The sequence below is a fragment of the Streptomyces sp. NPDC002671 genome (genome assembly GCF_053592475.1).
This window is the reverse complement of sequence record NZ_JBSFVU010000010.1, coordinates 299,616-314,979: the sequence shown is the minus strand read 5'-3', so window position 1 is coordinate 314,979 and position 15,364 is coordinate 299,616. Positions and strand designations below refer to the sequence as shown.

The following is a 15,364-nucleotide window of genomic DNA, read 5'->3' as shown; positions in this document are numbered from 1 at the left end:
TAGCGGTAGACGGTGGTGGTGCCGATCCCGAACCCGGCCGCGAGCTGGGCGTAGGTCTGGCCGTTGCGGAGGTGGGCGAGTGTGAGAAGGGCCTGTCGGCCGGCGCTCAGACGTCGCCATCGGGTACCGATCAAGCGGCGTCGCTCCCTCAGTCGTTGTGCGAGGAAGCGGAGGGCAGAGCTGGACACGTCGACGCCCGACGGGTAGACAAGCACACGAAGCCTCTGGTGGAGATGGTTCTTCTTGGTCGAACAACCCATCTACCAGGGGCTTCACCAGTTCGTCAGCCCAACTGCCAGGCTGACGCAGCAGGTTGGAAAAGCCTCAGTCTTCACTCTCCCGACGACGCAGTGATAACAGGTCGACATTTCCTATTTCTCCCAAACGCGGCCTTATGGCAGCTTCGCATCATCGGACGGCGCGATGGGATTGGCGCGCGGACACCACAAGCAAAGAGCCCTCCGAGGGTTCCACCTACAGAGAGTGACGCTCAACCTTGCCCAGTGAGCGTATTGGCGACAGTTGAATAAGCGAGCTCACCAGCACCGCACAGTGGTGAACCGAGCGCCGAGTCGAATCAGGCCGTACCGGTGTCGACCCGGTACACGATTTTCCCGTCGAACTCCGCGAACCCGAGCGACTTGTAGAAGGCGCGCGCCAGGATTGACGCGGTCCGTCATCCACTCGACGCGGCTGCACGCGGGACGCCATCCGACAGCGCGGAGTTCGTCTATGACGCACGCCGAAGCCTTGCCGGCGGAGGGTGTCGCGGACGTAGAGCTCCTTGAGAAAGAGGGAGTGCGTGGAACCGGCGCTGGGCGAGTAGGCGGCGAGGCCGACGATGTCACCGGCTTCGTCCTCGACCAGGAGCGCGGGCGCCAGGGGTGGGGAGCCGAAGAGGGCGTCCTCCACCTGGGCCCGGCGTTCCTCGAACGGGCTGGATCTCCGTCGAGCTTGGTGGCGTCGTTGGCCACATCAGCGACGGCGTCAACCGGCAGCTCGGGTCAGCAACGCTTCTATGCGGGAGCGGATGGACGTGGCCCGGGGGTCGGTATAGGGGGTCAGGTGGGTCAGGGCCTCGATCCAGTGGCCACGGGCAGTCTCGGGGTCCTCCGGGTGAACGGCTGCGGCCAGGTGGTCGAGTTCCAGGGCGACCTGCCACGTGTCCCCTAGGTCGCGGTGAACGGCCGCGGCTTGGCGGTGGAAGGTGGTGGCCTCGCCGTGGCGGTCCATCGCGGCATACGTCTGGCCCGTGCCGCGCCAGGCCAGGGCTTCGCGGCTGCGGTCGCCGAGGCGTCGGTGGAGCATGGCAGAGCGCTGGTAGGAGGTCAGGGCGTCGCCGTGCTGGGCGGCAGTGCGCTGGATGTCGCCGAGGGTGAGGAGCCAGAAGCCTTCCCGGGTGTGGTCGCGGAGAGCGAGCGCGATGTCGAGCGCCTCGTCGATGGATCGCCGGGCGGCATCCGTGTCGCCCTCTTCGAGTCGCAGGGCGGCTGCGATCCGAAGGAGGTTGCCTTCACCGCCACGATTGGCCAGGGCCCGGTGCGCGGCAAGCGCCTCGTCGATGACCGAGGCGGCCTCGGTCAGGCGGCCGGCGCTCAGGCGAGTGCTGGCGATGTTGGACAGCGCGGTAGCGGCTCGTTGACCATTTCCCAGGTCTCGGAAGACGGACATGGCCTGCCCGAAATACGCGTCCGCCAAGTCGAGTTCGCGCTGTCGTAGATGGATCAGGCTCATGAGGTTGAGGGCCTGGGCCTCGTCGAACCGGCTCTGCGAGCTGCGAGCCAACGTGACGGCTCGCTCCAGAGCGTCCAGGCCCTCGGAGAAATTGTTCAGAGCCCTGTGCGCGATGCCCGTGTTGATGAGCAGCCGTGTCTGCGCTCTCTGGTCCTCTCGTCTTGTCGCTGCCTCCAATCCGATTCGGCCCAGCTCCAGCCAGTCCCGCTCCGACGAGGAGGCGGGACGTGCGAACCACAGGATGGTGGCCAACTGCCAAGCCATCTCGTCCATTCCGTTTCGGGCGGCGTCGCGCACAACGGGGAGGAAGTTGCCCTGTTCCCGTTCGGACCAGTCGACGGCGGCGTTGTAGTCGGTGAAGACGAGGGGCGTGGCTTCCGGCGAGGGTCCAGGCAGTGGCAGGTGGTCCTCCGACGGATAGAGCCACGTCTGGGCGGCGTCGGCGGTGTGGAGGTACCAGCTCAGGACGCGTCGTCGCGCAGCTTGCCTTTGGTCGGACGGCTCCTCTGCCTGCGCAAGGTCGGTGGCGTACGCGCGTAAGAGGTCGTGGAACTGGAACCGGTCCGGAGCGGTCTGCTCCAGCAGGTGGGCCCCGACCAGATCGTCGAGTAGCTGGCGTGTTCGGCTGGGTGTGGCTTCACCGAGGGCGGCGGCAGCGGGGAGGCTGAACGCCGCTCCAGGGTGCAGGCCAAGGAGGCGGAAGAGGCGGGCCGAGTGCGTGGGTAGAGCGCGATAGGACCAGGTGAAGACCGAACGGATTGCTTCGGCCTCGTCATCGATGCCGGTGCTGAGGGCATCCCAGAGGGCGGACTCGTCACGCAGATCGCTGATGAGATCGTCGAGTCGCATGTGCGGGTGGCTGGCGGCCCTTTCCGCGGCGATCCGCAGGGCAAGCGGCAGACGGGCGCACAGGCGCGCCAGTTCTGCCAGTTTGTCGCCGTCGTCCTCGGGTCGGTAGCCCCTCGTGACCGCGCGCAGCAGAGCGACTGCCTCCGGCTCCGGAAGCGTGCCAAGGGTGATCCTTTGGGCGCCGTCACGCACCGAGAGACCCGCCAGGCGGCTGCGGCTGGTGACCACAACGAGGCTGTCTCCTCCACCGGGGAGCAGCGGCCGGACTTGGCTGACCGTGGCCGCATTGTCCAGGAGGATCAGGACCCGGCGGTCGGCGATCAGTGAGCGGTACATCGCTGCTGCGTCGTCGACGTCCTGAGGAACCTCGGCCGGGGCCACGCCCAGGGCCCGCAGGAAGCGCTGAAGCGCCTGCGCGGCTGTGACTGGTTCTCCGGGATCGTACCCGCGGAGGTTGACGAAGAGCTGGCCGTCGGGGAACTGGTCCTTGACCTGGTGCGCCCAGTGCAGGACCAGCGAGGTTTTGCCCGCGCCCGCCGTGCCGGCCACCACGTGAACGGAGACGACGACGCGTCCGCCGTTTCGGTCGGCAAGCACCGCGTTCAGCTGTCCCAGTTCGTCGGAGCGGTTGACGAAGGTGCTCACGTCGGCTGGGAGCTGGCGTGGGACGGGCCCCGATGGCCCCGAGGCGGCGACGTGGTGGAAGTGGATGTCACCAGTGACGCTCCCGGCCTGTACGACATCGCGAGACGACCCGGAGAGGTCGTTCTGCGAGTCTCCGGGTCGCCTGTTGCCCTCAGTAGGCACGTCGATCGATGCGCCCTGGTCAGGCCGCGGGCGGCGGAGGCAGGTCGGCCACGGCACGGCCGAAGTACGCCTGGACGTCCTCCGCAGCCGCGTACAGTTCCTGCAGATACTCCGCCCAGTTCCTCACGGTGCTGGGATCGGTGAAGCGAATCGCCCCGTCCGGTTGACCGGCAGCGGTGTACAGCACACGGTAGAGAACCCGACTGTCCAGAAGGTTCAACTCCGGCAGCAGCGCGTTGCCCTCCGCGGCGGCGACCGCGGAAGCAGGCAGGACGCGAACGGAATGCCCGCATTCCGCACTCAGTCGTAGCCAGTGCAGCTCCCACTGCACATACGGCGTCAGCGGCTCCTCAACCACACGAATACGATGGAAGACCGCCCCCCGCGACACTTCATCCCTGGCCCTTCGAACCAAGGCGTCACGGTCGGCCTCGAACAGCCGCAACACTGCTGGCCAGTCCCCCTGACGCAGCGCCTCCCGGCTGTCGTCGTTCGTCTCCTCGAAGTGCTGCAACCGCTCCAGTTTCCAGGACTCCCCATCGCGGATCGCGGCGCGCCGCTCCCGGAAGTCCCGCTTGTAGTCCTCGCGTGTGAGCCGCTCACCTAGCTCGTCCGGGAGCCCAGGAGCGAGGAGATCAAGCATCGGGAATGTCCGCCTTCGCCGCACTCAGCATGTTGCCCGGGATGACGACCAACCGCTCGTCCGGCCCCAGGTTCACCTCATCCGGCAGGCACGACCGGTAGTGCGCGGTGAGATCGCGGCCGATCACGGCAACGTCACCGTTGCTCAGCTGCCAGATGTCCGGGCATTCGTCGTCGTCCTTGGAGTTGCCCAGCTCCGCCGCCGACTTACCGAGGCGCTTGACGAATAACGCAGACGGATCGGCTTCCCATGCGCGGGCCACGACTGCCTCCAGTATCCACAACATCACTGACAGTTTCCTCAACGATACCGGGCACACTTGGATGCGTACATCAGGAAGACCGCCAGTCCACGCATCACTCCCCCAGCGGACGCGCGGACGTCCTGAGCTACCGCTCGATACCGCACGGGTGATCCGAGTCATACAGATGTTGGGACGCAACCCCCTGCGTCGACGGCATCCGAACCGTGGCCGCCCGGGCCGTCGCAAGGGCCAACCGAAGCCTTCAACTCTCCCGCACGGGAGGAGTTGTAGGACTGTCGAAGGTGATGTCGGAGAAGTCCCGGCCCTGGATCACCGGACCATACTGGGTACCGCCACTGACTGTGTTGGTCACCGAGCCCTCAGCCAACGCTGGAACCTGGCCACGCCACGAGTCCAGCGCGGCAGCGAACTCCGGGTCAACGGCCGCCCGCGCGGCGAGGGCACCACTCAACGCTTCTGCCCGTGCCGGTTCGCCTGGCGCCTCGCTCAGCGCCACCAACTCGGCCTCCCCGGGTGCCGGGGCTCCCGCCTGCCTGCCGAACGGTCTCCGTACCAACTCACTCAGCGTCGCCCATGCCTGCCGCCCCAGCTCGCCCCCGGCCCCGCCTGCCAGCGCCGCCAACACTCCCACCGATACCGGATCCAAGGCGTCTCCTCGACTACACGTTCCCGGTCTCATCTCGACTGACCCACGGTAGAGGCGCAACCATCCTCACCGCAGCCCGAATCTCTGAACCTTTCCAGACGCCGCTCACATGAGCCGAGTCAGACCACCCGCCGCTGTCCGGCGCAGCAGACTGCACCTAGCCCGAGACGATGCCGCGCAGGCCCTGCGCACGGCCGGCAGTCCAGCCGGTGACATAGACGAGCAAACCGCTAGTAGGCGGCAAGGCCGTGACGCTCGCTTCGGTCAACTGCGGGGTAGAGCGACAGCGTGATGTCCCATCGACCCGAACCAGCTCAGAGGCGTCATCCGCCCCTCCGCTCCAGGGACTTTTCAGGGACTTTCAGCTCTGTCCGAGGGACTTCCGAGGGACTTTCCGCCGCCTAACGCGGCAAGCCCCCGAAAGACCGGAAAGGGCCTCCGCTGCAGGTCAGAGGCCCTTTTAAAGGCAAAGCCGCAGGTGGCGGCAGACGAGTCGGGCTGTACGCCGGGTTCTGCTCGGCATGCGATACGGACGCCAGAACATCTGATGAGCTCAACGGCGGGCGGATGCACCATCCGGACGGACAAGTTCCACCGGCTGCTGTCGGCGGCGGCTGGCTTTTCACCCGTCGCCGAGAGCTGCTATTACGGCGAAACCCTGCTACCTCACTCCTCTCTCCATCAAGCAGCCAGATGCAGACCAGCTTTGGTCACCGGAAGACGTCGCACGGAGTGCACCTCCGGATACGTAAACGAGACATCGAGCCCCGACCTGGTCGCCAAGCGCTGCTCTCGAAGGACCACCTCCAACTGCACCGGTCCGCCAGTTCGCTTCACCTTGTTTGACACCGACTCCAATGATTCGTAGAACTGCCATGCCGACGACTGAAACGAGAGCTCACCCAGCCCCGGAGCTGCCGCTAGGCGGAAAATCACACGGGCATCAGGCCTTGGCCCCACTCCAGCCCGCGCAGCCGCCTTGCGTTCAAAGGGGTCATCGGGGCACCCGCAAGGGTTCCCCTCGTCCGGCATCGGGGGAAGGGACCTCGAGCCGTCGCAGGCGTGGATGAGGCCCCGTTCGTTCTCCAGAGCCAGTCGGTGCCTCACATTGGCCGCACTGGCGACAATCACCGCGATTCCTTCTGCGTAGAGCTTCCGGACATGAAGGTCACCACCGGAAGCTGCACACGCCACCTCTCCCTGATACAGCTCGGAAGCGCGCTCCGCGACTTCCCTGCTCTTGGTGGTCAAAAGCCAGGAGCGAAGCCCTGCCCGTCGCCCGGTCCTCCACTCTTCCGCCGTGATCTGGCCGACGAGTTTTTCACGCCCGTGCATCTGGGCCATGCCAGCACTCCTCCCCTTGGGATTCCGAGGATCCAAGGATGCACGGGTTCTGGCGCTTGGCTGAGCCGGTGTTCTCGTGTAGGGACGAGGCCCCACACAGCCGTCGAATCAGATGCGATGAAGCGGCTCACCGGACTTCATGCGACGCCTGCTGGATCACGTTCAGGTCCGTGCACTACGCCTGCCGCCCAACGCACTGGTGCTGTATTCGGGTAGAGAATGACCCGCACACCGAAGTCCATGAGGATTTCCTTACGGGCCTGGACATCCAACGCTTTGTCCCAGCGATCCTGCACGGTCTCTCCCGTCGCCCGCCGGACCATACCCGGCGGGCGTTCCGGCTCCAATTCGAGTTCCGCCAACCGTTGCCCCATCGCCGCGTACTTCTCCCGGAACCACACGGCGTCATCTGGCGCGTCATAGAGTCCAGCCTCGCGGTCAGCGCGCAGGCGCTCGCGGCTGGCCCTGAGCTCGGCCATACGTTCCGCCACGCCGTTCCCCTCGTCGTAGACCGTCTCGAAGATCATTCCGTCGCCGAACCTCTGCAGAAACCATTCCTCGACGTACGTGTCCAGTAGCCGTGCCTGTATCAGTGGTGCAGGCCGACAGTCCTTCGCACTCAGCCATCCCTTGTTCCGGGCAGTACACACGTATCGAGGCGGCTCATCGCGTGAGGTCTGCGTGTACAGCCGGTTGTGGCACTGCCCACACAGCGCCAACTCCGTGAGCATGTAAGGCCGGTTTGCACGGCGGCCGATCCAGGGCGTTCGCCGGGGAACCAGGGCCTTCTTCAGGGCCTCGTGCGTGGGACGGTCCCACAAGCCCTCGCAGAGCCGCATGGGGTTTCCGTCTCGGTCGATCACCGGCTTGTTCTGGTGCATCAAGTAGCCCAAGGCCGCCTCGGACAGAAGTATGTTCTTCAGGCTTGTCGGCTGCCAGGGGCGGCCACCTGCCGGCTTGCCGTACATGACGGCCAAGTGGTCAGCGGGTGAGAGCTCTCCGGACCGGCTCAGGCGGGCCGCCTCGCTGCTGGGAGTGACCTTTTCCGGATCGGCCAGGATGCGACGGGCGACCGTACGGATGACAGTCGAGGCGTGCGGATGCAGGACGACGTGATCGATCTTGCCGCCCATCACGGTCCGCACGTACTGGAACCCGTAGGAGGGCTTCCCCTTCGGGCGTCCCGCTGCCCGCGTCTTCTCCGTAGCGTTGCGGTTTCGGCGCTGGATGGCACGCAGTTCCATCTGCGCGCCCCATGCCTCCATGGTGAAGCGGTTCTCGTCCACCTGATCGTTCAGGTCCCACGGGCCGTCATGGCCGTAGGTGACGAGCAGCTTCCCCTCGTCCCGCATCTTGTAGCCGGTGTTCAGGCAGTCCACGACGTTGCGGCCGAGCCGGTCCACGGCTGCAGCGACCAACCCGTCGTACGGACCCCTCTCATCGCGGAGCCAAGGGCCCAACTTCGGCCGCGTCATCGGATCCGTGGCGCCCGACACCTCCCAGTCGTCGGCCCAGCCGATGATGTGGCCCCCGGCGGACGCGGCTGCGGTCAGCACGTCCTCGCGTTGCCGCTCTGGAGACGACGTGGCGAGCTTCATCCGCGACAGCCGCCGCACCCCCAGCAGGCACTTTCCGCATCCGTCGTAGGGGCGTTCGATCATGTTCAGGTCCGTACCGCGCAAGACTTCTCCGTTCCGAACACGCAAGGTACGGAGATTTGGCGGCCACACCCAGGATGATCTTGCTCAGCCCAGGAAGCTCAGTCGAACCTGACGGTTGACTTTAGAGATGTTGGTGTCCACCAGGCACACGGACTGCCAGGTGCCCAGTTCCAGTCGGCCGCCGATGACCGGAAGCGTGGCGTGCGGGGGCACGATCGCCGGGAGGACGTGGTCGCGGCCGTGGCCGGGGCTGCCGTGGCGGTGCTGCCAGCGGTCGTCGGCGGGGAGCAGGGTGTGCAGGGTGGCGAGTAGGTCGTCGTCGCTGCCGGAGCCGGTCTCGATGATGGCGATTCCGGCGGTCGCGTGCGGGACGAACACATTCAGCAGACCGTCGCGGCCGGCCGCCGCCTCGCGCAGGAAGTCCTCACAGTCACCGGTGAGGTCGACGACGCGTTCCCGGGAACCGGAGGTGATGTGCAGCATGCGGGTGGTGAAGGCATCAGGCATGCCCTCATCCTGACCCATACAGCACGATTCACATGCGGCGGCACGGTCGGCTGCTGAGACGAGAAGTCCGCTGAGCGAGACACCGTTGACCCGGCCGCACCCCTCCGCCTCCCACCTCCCCTTCCTGCCCTCCTGCCCTCCTGCCCCGGGGCTGCCGTCGGCCACGCTCGGTGTGACCTTCCCGCTCTGCCTCAACGTGTACGCGGGCATTCGCGGCGTCGACGCCCAACTCATCGAGGCCGGTGGGTCGCTGGGGCTGTCCCGGTGGGGCCTCGTGCGGCACGTGGTGCTCCCCAGGCGCGCTCCCCGGTGCGCTGACGGGACTGCGCCACTCCCTCGGCATCATCGCCTGGCTCGCGCTGGTCTTCGCCGAGCAGGTCAACGCCGACTCCTGCATCGGCTTCCTGATGGTGCAGGCAGGGGGTGATCCCCGAACTGGTGGCACGCGAGCTGCCGGACCGAGCGGATCGTACCGGCGGCACGGACCGCACGGACCGCACGGACCGCCCGGGCCGCCCGGGCCGCCCGGGCCGCACCGGCCGTACGTCCTTTGCGGGCGGGGTTCCGCTGCTCGCGACGGGCGGGCGCTGACTCCCGGGAAGCTCCCGGCCTCTCGGGAAGATCCCGGCGCAGGCCTCTGTTGGTAGAAGCGTGAACGAAACGCGCGAGGTCGAGGTAGTCGTCATAGGCGCTGGTCAGGCCGGTCTGTCCAGCGCCTATCACCTACGGCGCACCGGCTTCGAGCCGGACCGTGACTTCGTGGTGCTGGACCACTCCCCCGGTCCGGGCGGCGCCTGGCAGTTCCGGTGGCCGTCGCTGACGTACGGCAAGGTGCACGGGATGCACGCGCTGCCCGGCATGGAACTGACGGACGCCGACCCGGCCAGGCCGTCGGCAGACGTGATCGCCGAGTACTTCGACCGGTACGAGCGCACCTTCGACCTGCGGGTACGGCGTCCCGTGGACGTGACGGCCGTGCGCGAGGGGGACGGCGGGCGGCTGCTGGTGGAGACCTCGGACGGCACCTGGTCGACGCGGGCGCTGATCAACGCCACTGGCACCTGGGACCGGCCGTTCTGGCCGCGTTATCCGGGCCAGGAGACGTTCCGGGGGCGGCAGTTGCACACCGCGCAGTACAACGGCCCCGAGGAGTTCACGGGACAGCGGGTCGTGGTCGTGGGCGGCGGGGCCTCGGGCACCCAGCACCTGCTGGAGCTCGCCCCGTACGCTGCCGCCACCACCTGGGTCACCCGCCGGCCCCCGGTCTTCCGCGAGGGGCCGTTCAACGAGGAGGCGGGCCGGTCCTCGGTCGCGCTGGTTGAGGAACGCGTACGGCAGGGGCTGCCGCCCAGGAGTGTGGTCTCGGTCACCGGGCTGCCGCTCAACGACGCCATCCGGCAGGGGCTGGCGGACGGGGTTCTGGACCGGCAGCCGATGTTCGACCGGATCACACCGGACGGCGTGGAATGGGCCGACGGCCGTCGCGTCGACGCGGATGTCATCCTCTGGGCGACCGGTTTCCGGGCCTCGCTGGATCATCTGACGCCGATGCGGCTGCGCGAGCCGGGCGGCGGGATCCGCGTCGAGGGGACCCGCGCGGTTGCCGATCCGCGTATCCATCTCGTCGGCTACGGCCCCTCGGCCAGCACCATCGGTGCCAACCGGGCCGGGCGCGCGGCCGTACGGGACATCAGGCGGCTGCTGGCCGAGGAGCAGCCCGTCGCCGCGTGACGCCCCGTCGGCTCAGCGGACGCGCGAGCCCTGCGGCTGCCCGCCGCTCCGGTGCAGGGCGTTGAACTCGTCCACGTTGCGCATGTGCGTCGCATAGTCGGAGGTGAAGCGGGTGTCGCCGGGCTTGACCGTGACGAAGTACAGCCAGTCGCCCGGCGGCGGATTGATCACGGCCCGCATCGCCTCCGCGCCGGGGTTGTCGATCGGTGTGGGCGGCAGACCCATGCGCTGGTAGGAGTTGTAGGGGCTCTCGATGTGAGTTTCGTCCGCGCTGGTGCGGACCGTGCTGCGGTTCAGCACGTAGTTGATGGTGGAGTCCATCTGGAGCGGCATGCCGCGCTCCAGCCGGTTGAAGACGACCCGGGCCACTTTCCCCATGTCGGCCTTCGTGGCGGCCTCGGCCTGGATGATGCTGGCGATGGTGACGGCCTGGTAGACGTTCAGGGCGTTGCGCTGCGCTCCCGCCGCGACCGGTGCCCCGTTGAAGTTCTCGTTGGCGGTGTCGACCATGAAGCGCAGCAGCGACTCAGGAGTCGCGCCCTTCTGCAGCGGATACGTCGCCGGGAAGAGATAGCCCTCCGGGTTGCCCGAGGCGTCGTTCGGCAGTTTCAGGCCGGCCTTGCCGATGGACTTGCGGGCGCTGCCCGGGGGCAGCTTGAGGGCCTTGTCGACGGCGTCGTAGATCTGGCTCGCACGCCAGCCCTCGGGGATGACGAGCGCGGCGGGCGCCACCGCCTCGCCGCCGCCTCCCAGGGTCAGCAGCGGCACCACCACGGCGGTGCCGGCCACGACGGCGCCGGCCACGACGAGGACGAGCTTGCCCCGGCGTGTCAGTCGAATCGTGCTCCGTGGCGGAGTGTTCATCAGCATGCGGGAACGGTAATACGCATATCCTCACAAACCCGGCATATCTGACACATCTACCGCTTCGTCGGCCCTGTTCAGCTGGTCGGCTCCAGTTGCGCGTCCCGGCGCACCAGGGCCGCGTACCGCCCGTCCAGTTCCAGCAGTTCCTCGTGCGAGCCGCCTTCGACGACCCGTCCGGAGTCCAGGACCACGATCTGGTCGGCGCCCCGGACGGTGGACAGGCGGTGCGCGATGGTGATGGTCGTCCGGTTGGCCGACAGCGCGTCGATGGCCTGCTGCACGGCGGCCTCCGTGCGGGTGTCCAACGCGCTGGTCGCCTCGTCGAGGATGAGCACGGGCGGATCGCGCAGGATCGTGCGGGCTATCGCCAGGCGCTGCTTCTCGCCACCGGAGAAACGGTGGCCGCGCTCGCCGACGACGGTGTCGTAGCCGTCGGGCAGCCCCGCTATGTGGTCGTGGATCTGGGCGGCCCGTGCCGCCTCCTCCAGTTCCTCGTTGGTGGCGTCGGGCTTGGCGAAGCGGAGGTTGTCGGCGATCGAGGCGTGGAAGAGGTACGTCTCCTGGGAGACGACGCCGACCGCGCGGGCGAGGGTGTCGAAGTCGAGGTCGCGGACGTCGACGCCGTCCAGGGTGACCCGGCCTCCGGTGACGTCGTAGAGGCGGGGCACCAGATAGCCGAGCGTGGACTTGCCCGCGCCGGTCGGGCCGACGATCGCGAGGCTGCCGCCGGCAGGGACGGTGACGTCGATGCCGTCGAGGACGGGCCGGACCGCGGCGCCACCGCCGTCCTTGCCACTCTTGCCGTCCTTCTCGTACCGGAACTCCACGCCCTCGAAGCGGACTTCACCCTTGACCTGGTCGAGGTGGACGGGCTCGGCGCGCTCGGTGATGTCGATCGGCAGGTCGAGGTACTCGAAGATGCGCTGGAAGAGCGCGAGCGAGGTCTGGATCTGGACGCCGGTCGCGAGCAGGCTCACGGCCGGGCGGAACAGGCCCTGCTGGAGCGAGACGAAGGCGACGATGGTGCCGAGGGAGACCTGCGGACCGCCGAGCTGGAGGGCGATGCCCGCGGTCCAGTAGATGACGGCGGGCATCGCGGCCATGACGATGGTGATCACGGCCATGCGCCAGCGGCCGGCCATGTTCGACCTCACCTCGAGGTCGACCAGGCGCTCGGACTCCTCGGCGAAGGACGCGGTGAGCGAGTCGGAACGGCCCATGGTGCGGCCGAGCAGGATGCCGCTGACCGAGAGCGACTCGGTGACCGTGGCGGCCATCGCGGCCATCTGCTTCTGGCGCTGGGTGGTTATCTTCTTGCGCTCGTTGCCGACCCGGCGGCTGATCCACACGAACACCGGCAGCAGGACCAGCGAGACGATCGTGAGCCGCCAGTCGAGGGCGGCCATCGCGACGATCGTGGCGACGACGCTGGTGACGTTGGAGACGAGGGAGGTGGCGGTGGAGGTCACGGTGGCCTGCATGCCGCCGATGTCGTTGGCGATGCGGGACTGCACCTCGCCGGTGCGGGTGCGGGTGAAGAAGGCGAGCGACATGCGCTGCAGGCGGCCGTAGACGGCGGTGCGCAGGTCGTGCATGACACGCTGGCCGACGGTGGTCGAGATCAGCGTCTGGAGCACGCCGAAGACGCTGGTCAGGACGGCGCTGAGGATCATGCCGAGCGCGAGCAGGCTCAGCAGGCCGGTGCGGCCGTCGGGAATCGCGACGTCGAGCGTCTCCTTGAGCAGGAACGGCGTGGCCACGGAGACCAGCGAGGCGGCGCCGACCAGCAGGCCGACGATCGCGAGCCGCCCGCGGTAGGGGCGGAAGAGCTTCAGGATGCGGCGCACCTGCCGGGGCTGTTCCTTGGCGTCGGCAGGCGGGGTCCAGGAGGGTTCTCGGTCGGGATGCATGGGCTCCTACGGTGGTGAACGGGCGCCGGCGCGGAGACCGGCCGACGATGACTTACGGATCTTAGCTCATTGTTACCTATACTCACAATGAACTGCATCCTGATATTGTTCCCGCATGACCACCCCCGACCCCGACGGCCTGCTCGCCGAGCAGTTGCTACGGCTGACCCGCCGGGTGCACCGCATCCAGAAACGCCACCTGGAGCAGCGCGACCTGGGCGTCACGCCCGCCCAGTCCCGGCTGCTGCGCACTCTCGCGCACTACGGCTCGCCACCGCGCATGGCCGACCTCGCCGAGCGCCTGGAGGTGGTGCCCCGCGCGGTGACGACGCTGGTCGACGGGCTGGAGGCGAGCGGCAAGGTGCGCCGGGTGGCGGACCCGGCGAACCGGCGGGTGACCCGGATCGAGCTGACGGACGACGGGCGCACGACCCTGCGCGAGCTGCGCGGCGCCCGCCGGTCGGCGGCCGAGGAGATACTCGCGCCCCTGACCGGGAAGGAGCGCGAGGTGCTCGGTGTGCTGCTGGACACGCTGATCGACGGGGAAGTCCCCAAGCGCTGCTGACAGCCGTGCGGCGCCCCCACGGAACGGAGAGCGCCGCACTCAAGCCGGACAACCGCGCCGGTCTGCCCGACTCAGCAGCGGCTGCGGTCCTCCGTGAGCACTCCCTGAGCCGTGGCCAGGGTGCGGTCGTAGCAGCCGTCCGAGCCGTACAGGCGGTAGCGCTCCGTCGAGGTGCCGACCGCATGCCGCTGGTCGCGCGGGACGTTCAGCGTGAAGGAGGCGTCGCCGCTGTAGGTGTCGTCGAGCCGCGACCACGCGGTGCGCCGGCCGTCCTGCCGCTGCACGACCGCGGCCCGGTCGCCGAGGGTCAGTTCGGTGCGGAGCCGGTTGTCCGTGCCGACCGTCGTGGCGCCGCTCATCGTGTACGTCCGCAACGTGTGCGTCGTCCGCTCGGGACCCTGGCCGCCGACGGTGATTCTCTGGTCGTCGGTCCAGGTCGCGTCGAGTCCGTCCGTGTTCTCGCCGTCGGTCCAGGTGTGTGCGGAGGTGTTGGCGAGGGTCCGGGTGACGGTGGTGGTCACGCGGCCGTGCGAGGTGTCGAGGTATCCGGCGACGGTGAGCCGGTGCCCGGCCCGCGTGTCCACGCGGTTCTCCGAACCAGGCGTGTAGGTGGAGGAGTTGGCGATGTCGGTCGCCTTGTTCTCGGTGAGGGCACCGGTGACCTGGGCCCGGTGCGCGTCCTGCCAGACCAGCACGTTCACGGGGACGCTCCAGCCCGCCTGGCCCGCGGGCACGCCGGCGACGGAGACTTCGACGCGGTGCGGGCGGCCGTCGTCGAACAAACCGGCGTAGGGCGTGAGGTCGTACTCGATGGGCCGGACGTCGAAGGCGCCCGGGGCGGGGATGACGTACCAGAGGAAGGGATCGGACCAGCCGCCGGTCCACACGTTCGGGAACGGCGAGGCGATTCCCGCGAGTTGGCCGTCGACCTTGATCTGCACCTCGCGGTAGGGGCCGTGGTCGGCCTTGCAGGAGTACGACGCCGGGTCGGCGACGGTCATGTACCAGAACTCCTCGCAGCCGCCGCCGGATCCGGTGGCGTACACCTCGGCGACGATGCGCTCGCTGTTGCGCGGGGCGGTGAGGGTCGTGCCGTCGGGCGTGTCGGCGAGGGTCAGGACGCGGTCGGGGGCCGGGGCCTCCGGGCGGCCGGCGTAGAAGGTCAGGGTGACGTGCACGTCGATGACGCCGGTGTAGGTGTCGTTGACGACGTTCCCGATGAGCATCTCGACGTCCTGGGCACTGCGGAAGGTGTCGCTGTAGCGGGTGACGTCCTTCTCGACGTGCCAGGCGATGCCGTCCGGGGACGGCTCGGGCGTGGAGGTACGCAGGATCTCGACGCCGCCGACGTGCAGATAGCCGAGGCGGTCGTACTGACGGCCCTTCACCTTGCCGTCCAGTTGCAGAACGACCTTGCTCCAGTGGTCGCCGCAGCCCTGGGGTGGCGTGTACGAGCCTCGGTAGGGGGTGAAGTCGCGGAACTGGACGTCGGCGAGGGTGACTTCGCAGGATTTGGTATGCGGCCGGTCGACCGGCGGCGCGGCGGTGACCGGGTCGTGCCAGTCGGTGCCGAACTCGGCCGGGACGTCGGCGGCTTGGGCGGCGACGACTCCGGTACCGAAGAGCGTGCCCGCGAAGAGGGTCACTCCCGCGAGCATGGACACGAGCATCCGTCTTCTCATGGCCGGTGTTCTACGGGGAGTTGACCACCCACCGCAATGGACAGATCGGACGACGGCCGCCGGGCGAATGAAGCCACGGCATCGAGTGCGCGGGGGCCGGCCGGATTGCCCCATGCGGACGCACCATCCCGGGACATTTAGTGCTATAAGCAC

The 15,364-nt window shown here is 68.2% G+C and carries 13 protein-coding genes and 1 pseudogene; 4 read left to right on the top strand and 10 right to left on the bottom strand.

Annotated elements, in window-relative coordinates; genetic code table 11:
- The 7 genes from ACWD35_RS18475 to ACWD35_RS18445 form a co-directional block, all read right to left on the bottom strand.
- A partial coding sequence (locus ACWD35_RS18475; protein ID WP_451352305.1) for a helix-turn-helix domain-containing protein occupies positions 1-215 on the bottom strand: 215 nt, incomplete at its 3' end.
- A gap of 772 nt (positions 216-987) precedes the next feature.
- Entirely contained in the window at positions 988-3,228 is a 2,241-nt protein-coding gene (locus tag ACWD35_RS18470; RefSeq protein ID WP_451352304.1) for an ATP-binding protein, read from the bottom strand.
- A 181-nt stretch (positions 3,229-3,409) separates the two neighbouring features.
- Positions 3,410-4,033, bottom strand: coding sequence for a DUF6879 family protein (locus tag ACWD35_RS18465; RefSeq protein WP_451352303.1), 624 nt, complete (start codon positions 4,031-4,033; stop codon positions 3,410-3,412).
- The gene (locus ACWD35_RS18460) at positions 4,026-4,295 is read right to left on the bottom strand and encodes a hypothetical protein (protein ID WP_362078628.1); all 270 of its coding nucleotides are present in this window, start codon (positions 4,293-4,295) and stop codon (positions 4,026-4,028) included. Before ACWD35_RS18460 ends, ACWD35_RS18465 begins: the two co-directional genes overlap by 8 nt.
- A 1,330-nt stretch (positions 4,296-5,625) precedes the next feature.
- On the bottom strand, positions 5,626-6,288 hold the full coding sequence (locus ACWD35_RS18455) for a recombination directionality factor (protein WP_451352302.1): 663 nt from the start codon (positions 6,286-6,288) through the stop codon (positions 5,626-5,628).
- 137 nt (positions 6,289-6,425) lie between these two features.
- On the bottom strand, positions 6,426-7,949 hold the full coding sequence (locus ACWD35_RS18450; protein ID WP_451352301.1) for a recombinase family protein: 1,524 nt from the start codon (positions 7,947-7,949) through the stop codon (positions 6,426-6,428).
- Positions 7,950-8,033: 84 nt separating this feature from the next.
- Positions 8,034-8,456, bottom strand: coding sequence for a secondary thiamine-phosphate synthase enzyme YjbQ (locus ACWD35_RS18445; protein WP_451352300.1), 423 nt, complete (start codon positions 8,454-8,456; stop codon positions 8,034-8,036).
- Between the two features lie 160 nt (positions 8,457-8,616).
- On the opposite strand from ACWD35_RS18445, the pseudogene ACWD35_RS18440 reads away from it, so the two are divergent.
- From ACWD35_RS18440 to ACWD35_RS18430, 3 genes and pseudogenes are all read left to right on the top strand, one after another.
- Positions 8,617-8,893: pseudogene (locus ACWD35_RS18440) on the top strand (ABC transporter permease); the annotation flags it as partial.
- Positions 8,880-9,047, top strand: coding sequence for a hypothetical protein (locus ACWD35_RS18435; protein ID WP_451352309.1), 168 nt, complete (start codon positions 8,880-8,882; stop codon positions 9,045-9,047). The pseudogene ACWD35_RS18440 and the gene ACWD35_RS18435, both read left to right, overlap by 14 nt.
- Before the next feature lie 60 nt (positions 9,048-9,107).
- Positions 9,108-10,187 (top strand): NAD(P)-binding domain-containing protein, encoded by a 1,080-nt coding sequence (locus ACWD35_RS18430; protein ID WP_451352299.1) that lies wholly within the window; start codon positions 9,108-9,110, stop codon positions 10,185-10,187.
- Positions 10,188-10,199: 12 nt separating this feature from the next.
- On the opposite strand, the gene mltG is transcribed toward ACWD35_RS18430, so the two are convergent.
- A complete protein-coding gene (gene mltG / locus ACWD35_RS18425; protein ID WP_451352298.1) occupies positions 10,200-11,057 on the bottom strand; it encodes an endolytic transglycosylase MltG in 858 nt (285 codons plus the stop codon).
- Positions 11,058-11,128: 71 nt separating this feature from the next.
- A complete protein-coding gene (locus ACWD35_RS18420; RefSeq protein ID WP_451352297.1) occupies positions 11,129-12,964 on the bottom strand; it encodes an ABC transporter ATP-binding protein in 1,836 nt (611 codons plus the stop codon).
- A gap of 115 nt (positions 12,965-13,079) precedes the next feature.
- Here ACWD35_RS18420 and ACWD35_RS18415 point away from each other — a divergent pair, with 115 nt between their 5' ends.
- Entirely contained in the window at positions 13,080-13,529 is a 450-nt protein-coding gene (locus ACWD35_RS18415) for a MarR family winged helix-turn-helix transcriptional regulator (protein ID WP_451352296.1), read from the top strand.
- 71 nt (positions 13,530-13,600) lie between these two features.
- Here ACWD35_RS18415 and ACWD35_RS18410 read toward each other — a convergent pair whose 3' ends face one another.
- Complete coding sequence (locus tag ACWD35_RS18410) at positions 13,601-15,211, bottom strand: peptide-N4-asparagine amidase (protein WP_451352295.1); 1,611 nt, start codon at positions 15,209-15,211, stop codon at positions 13,601-13,603.
- Between the last annotated feature and the right edge of the window lie 153 nt (positions 15,212-15,364).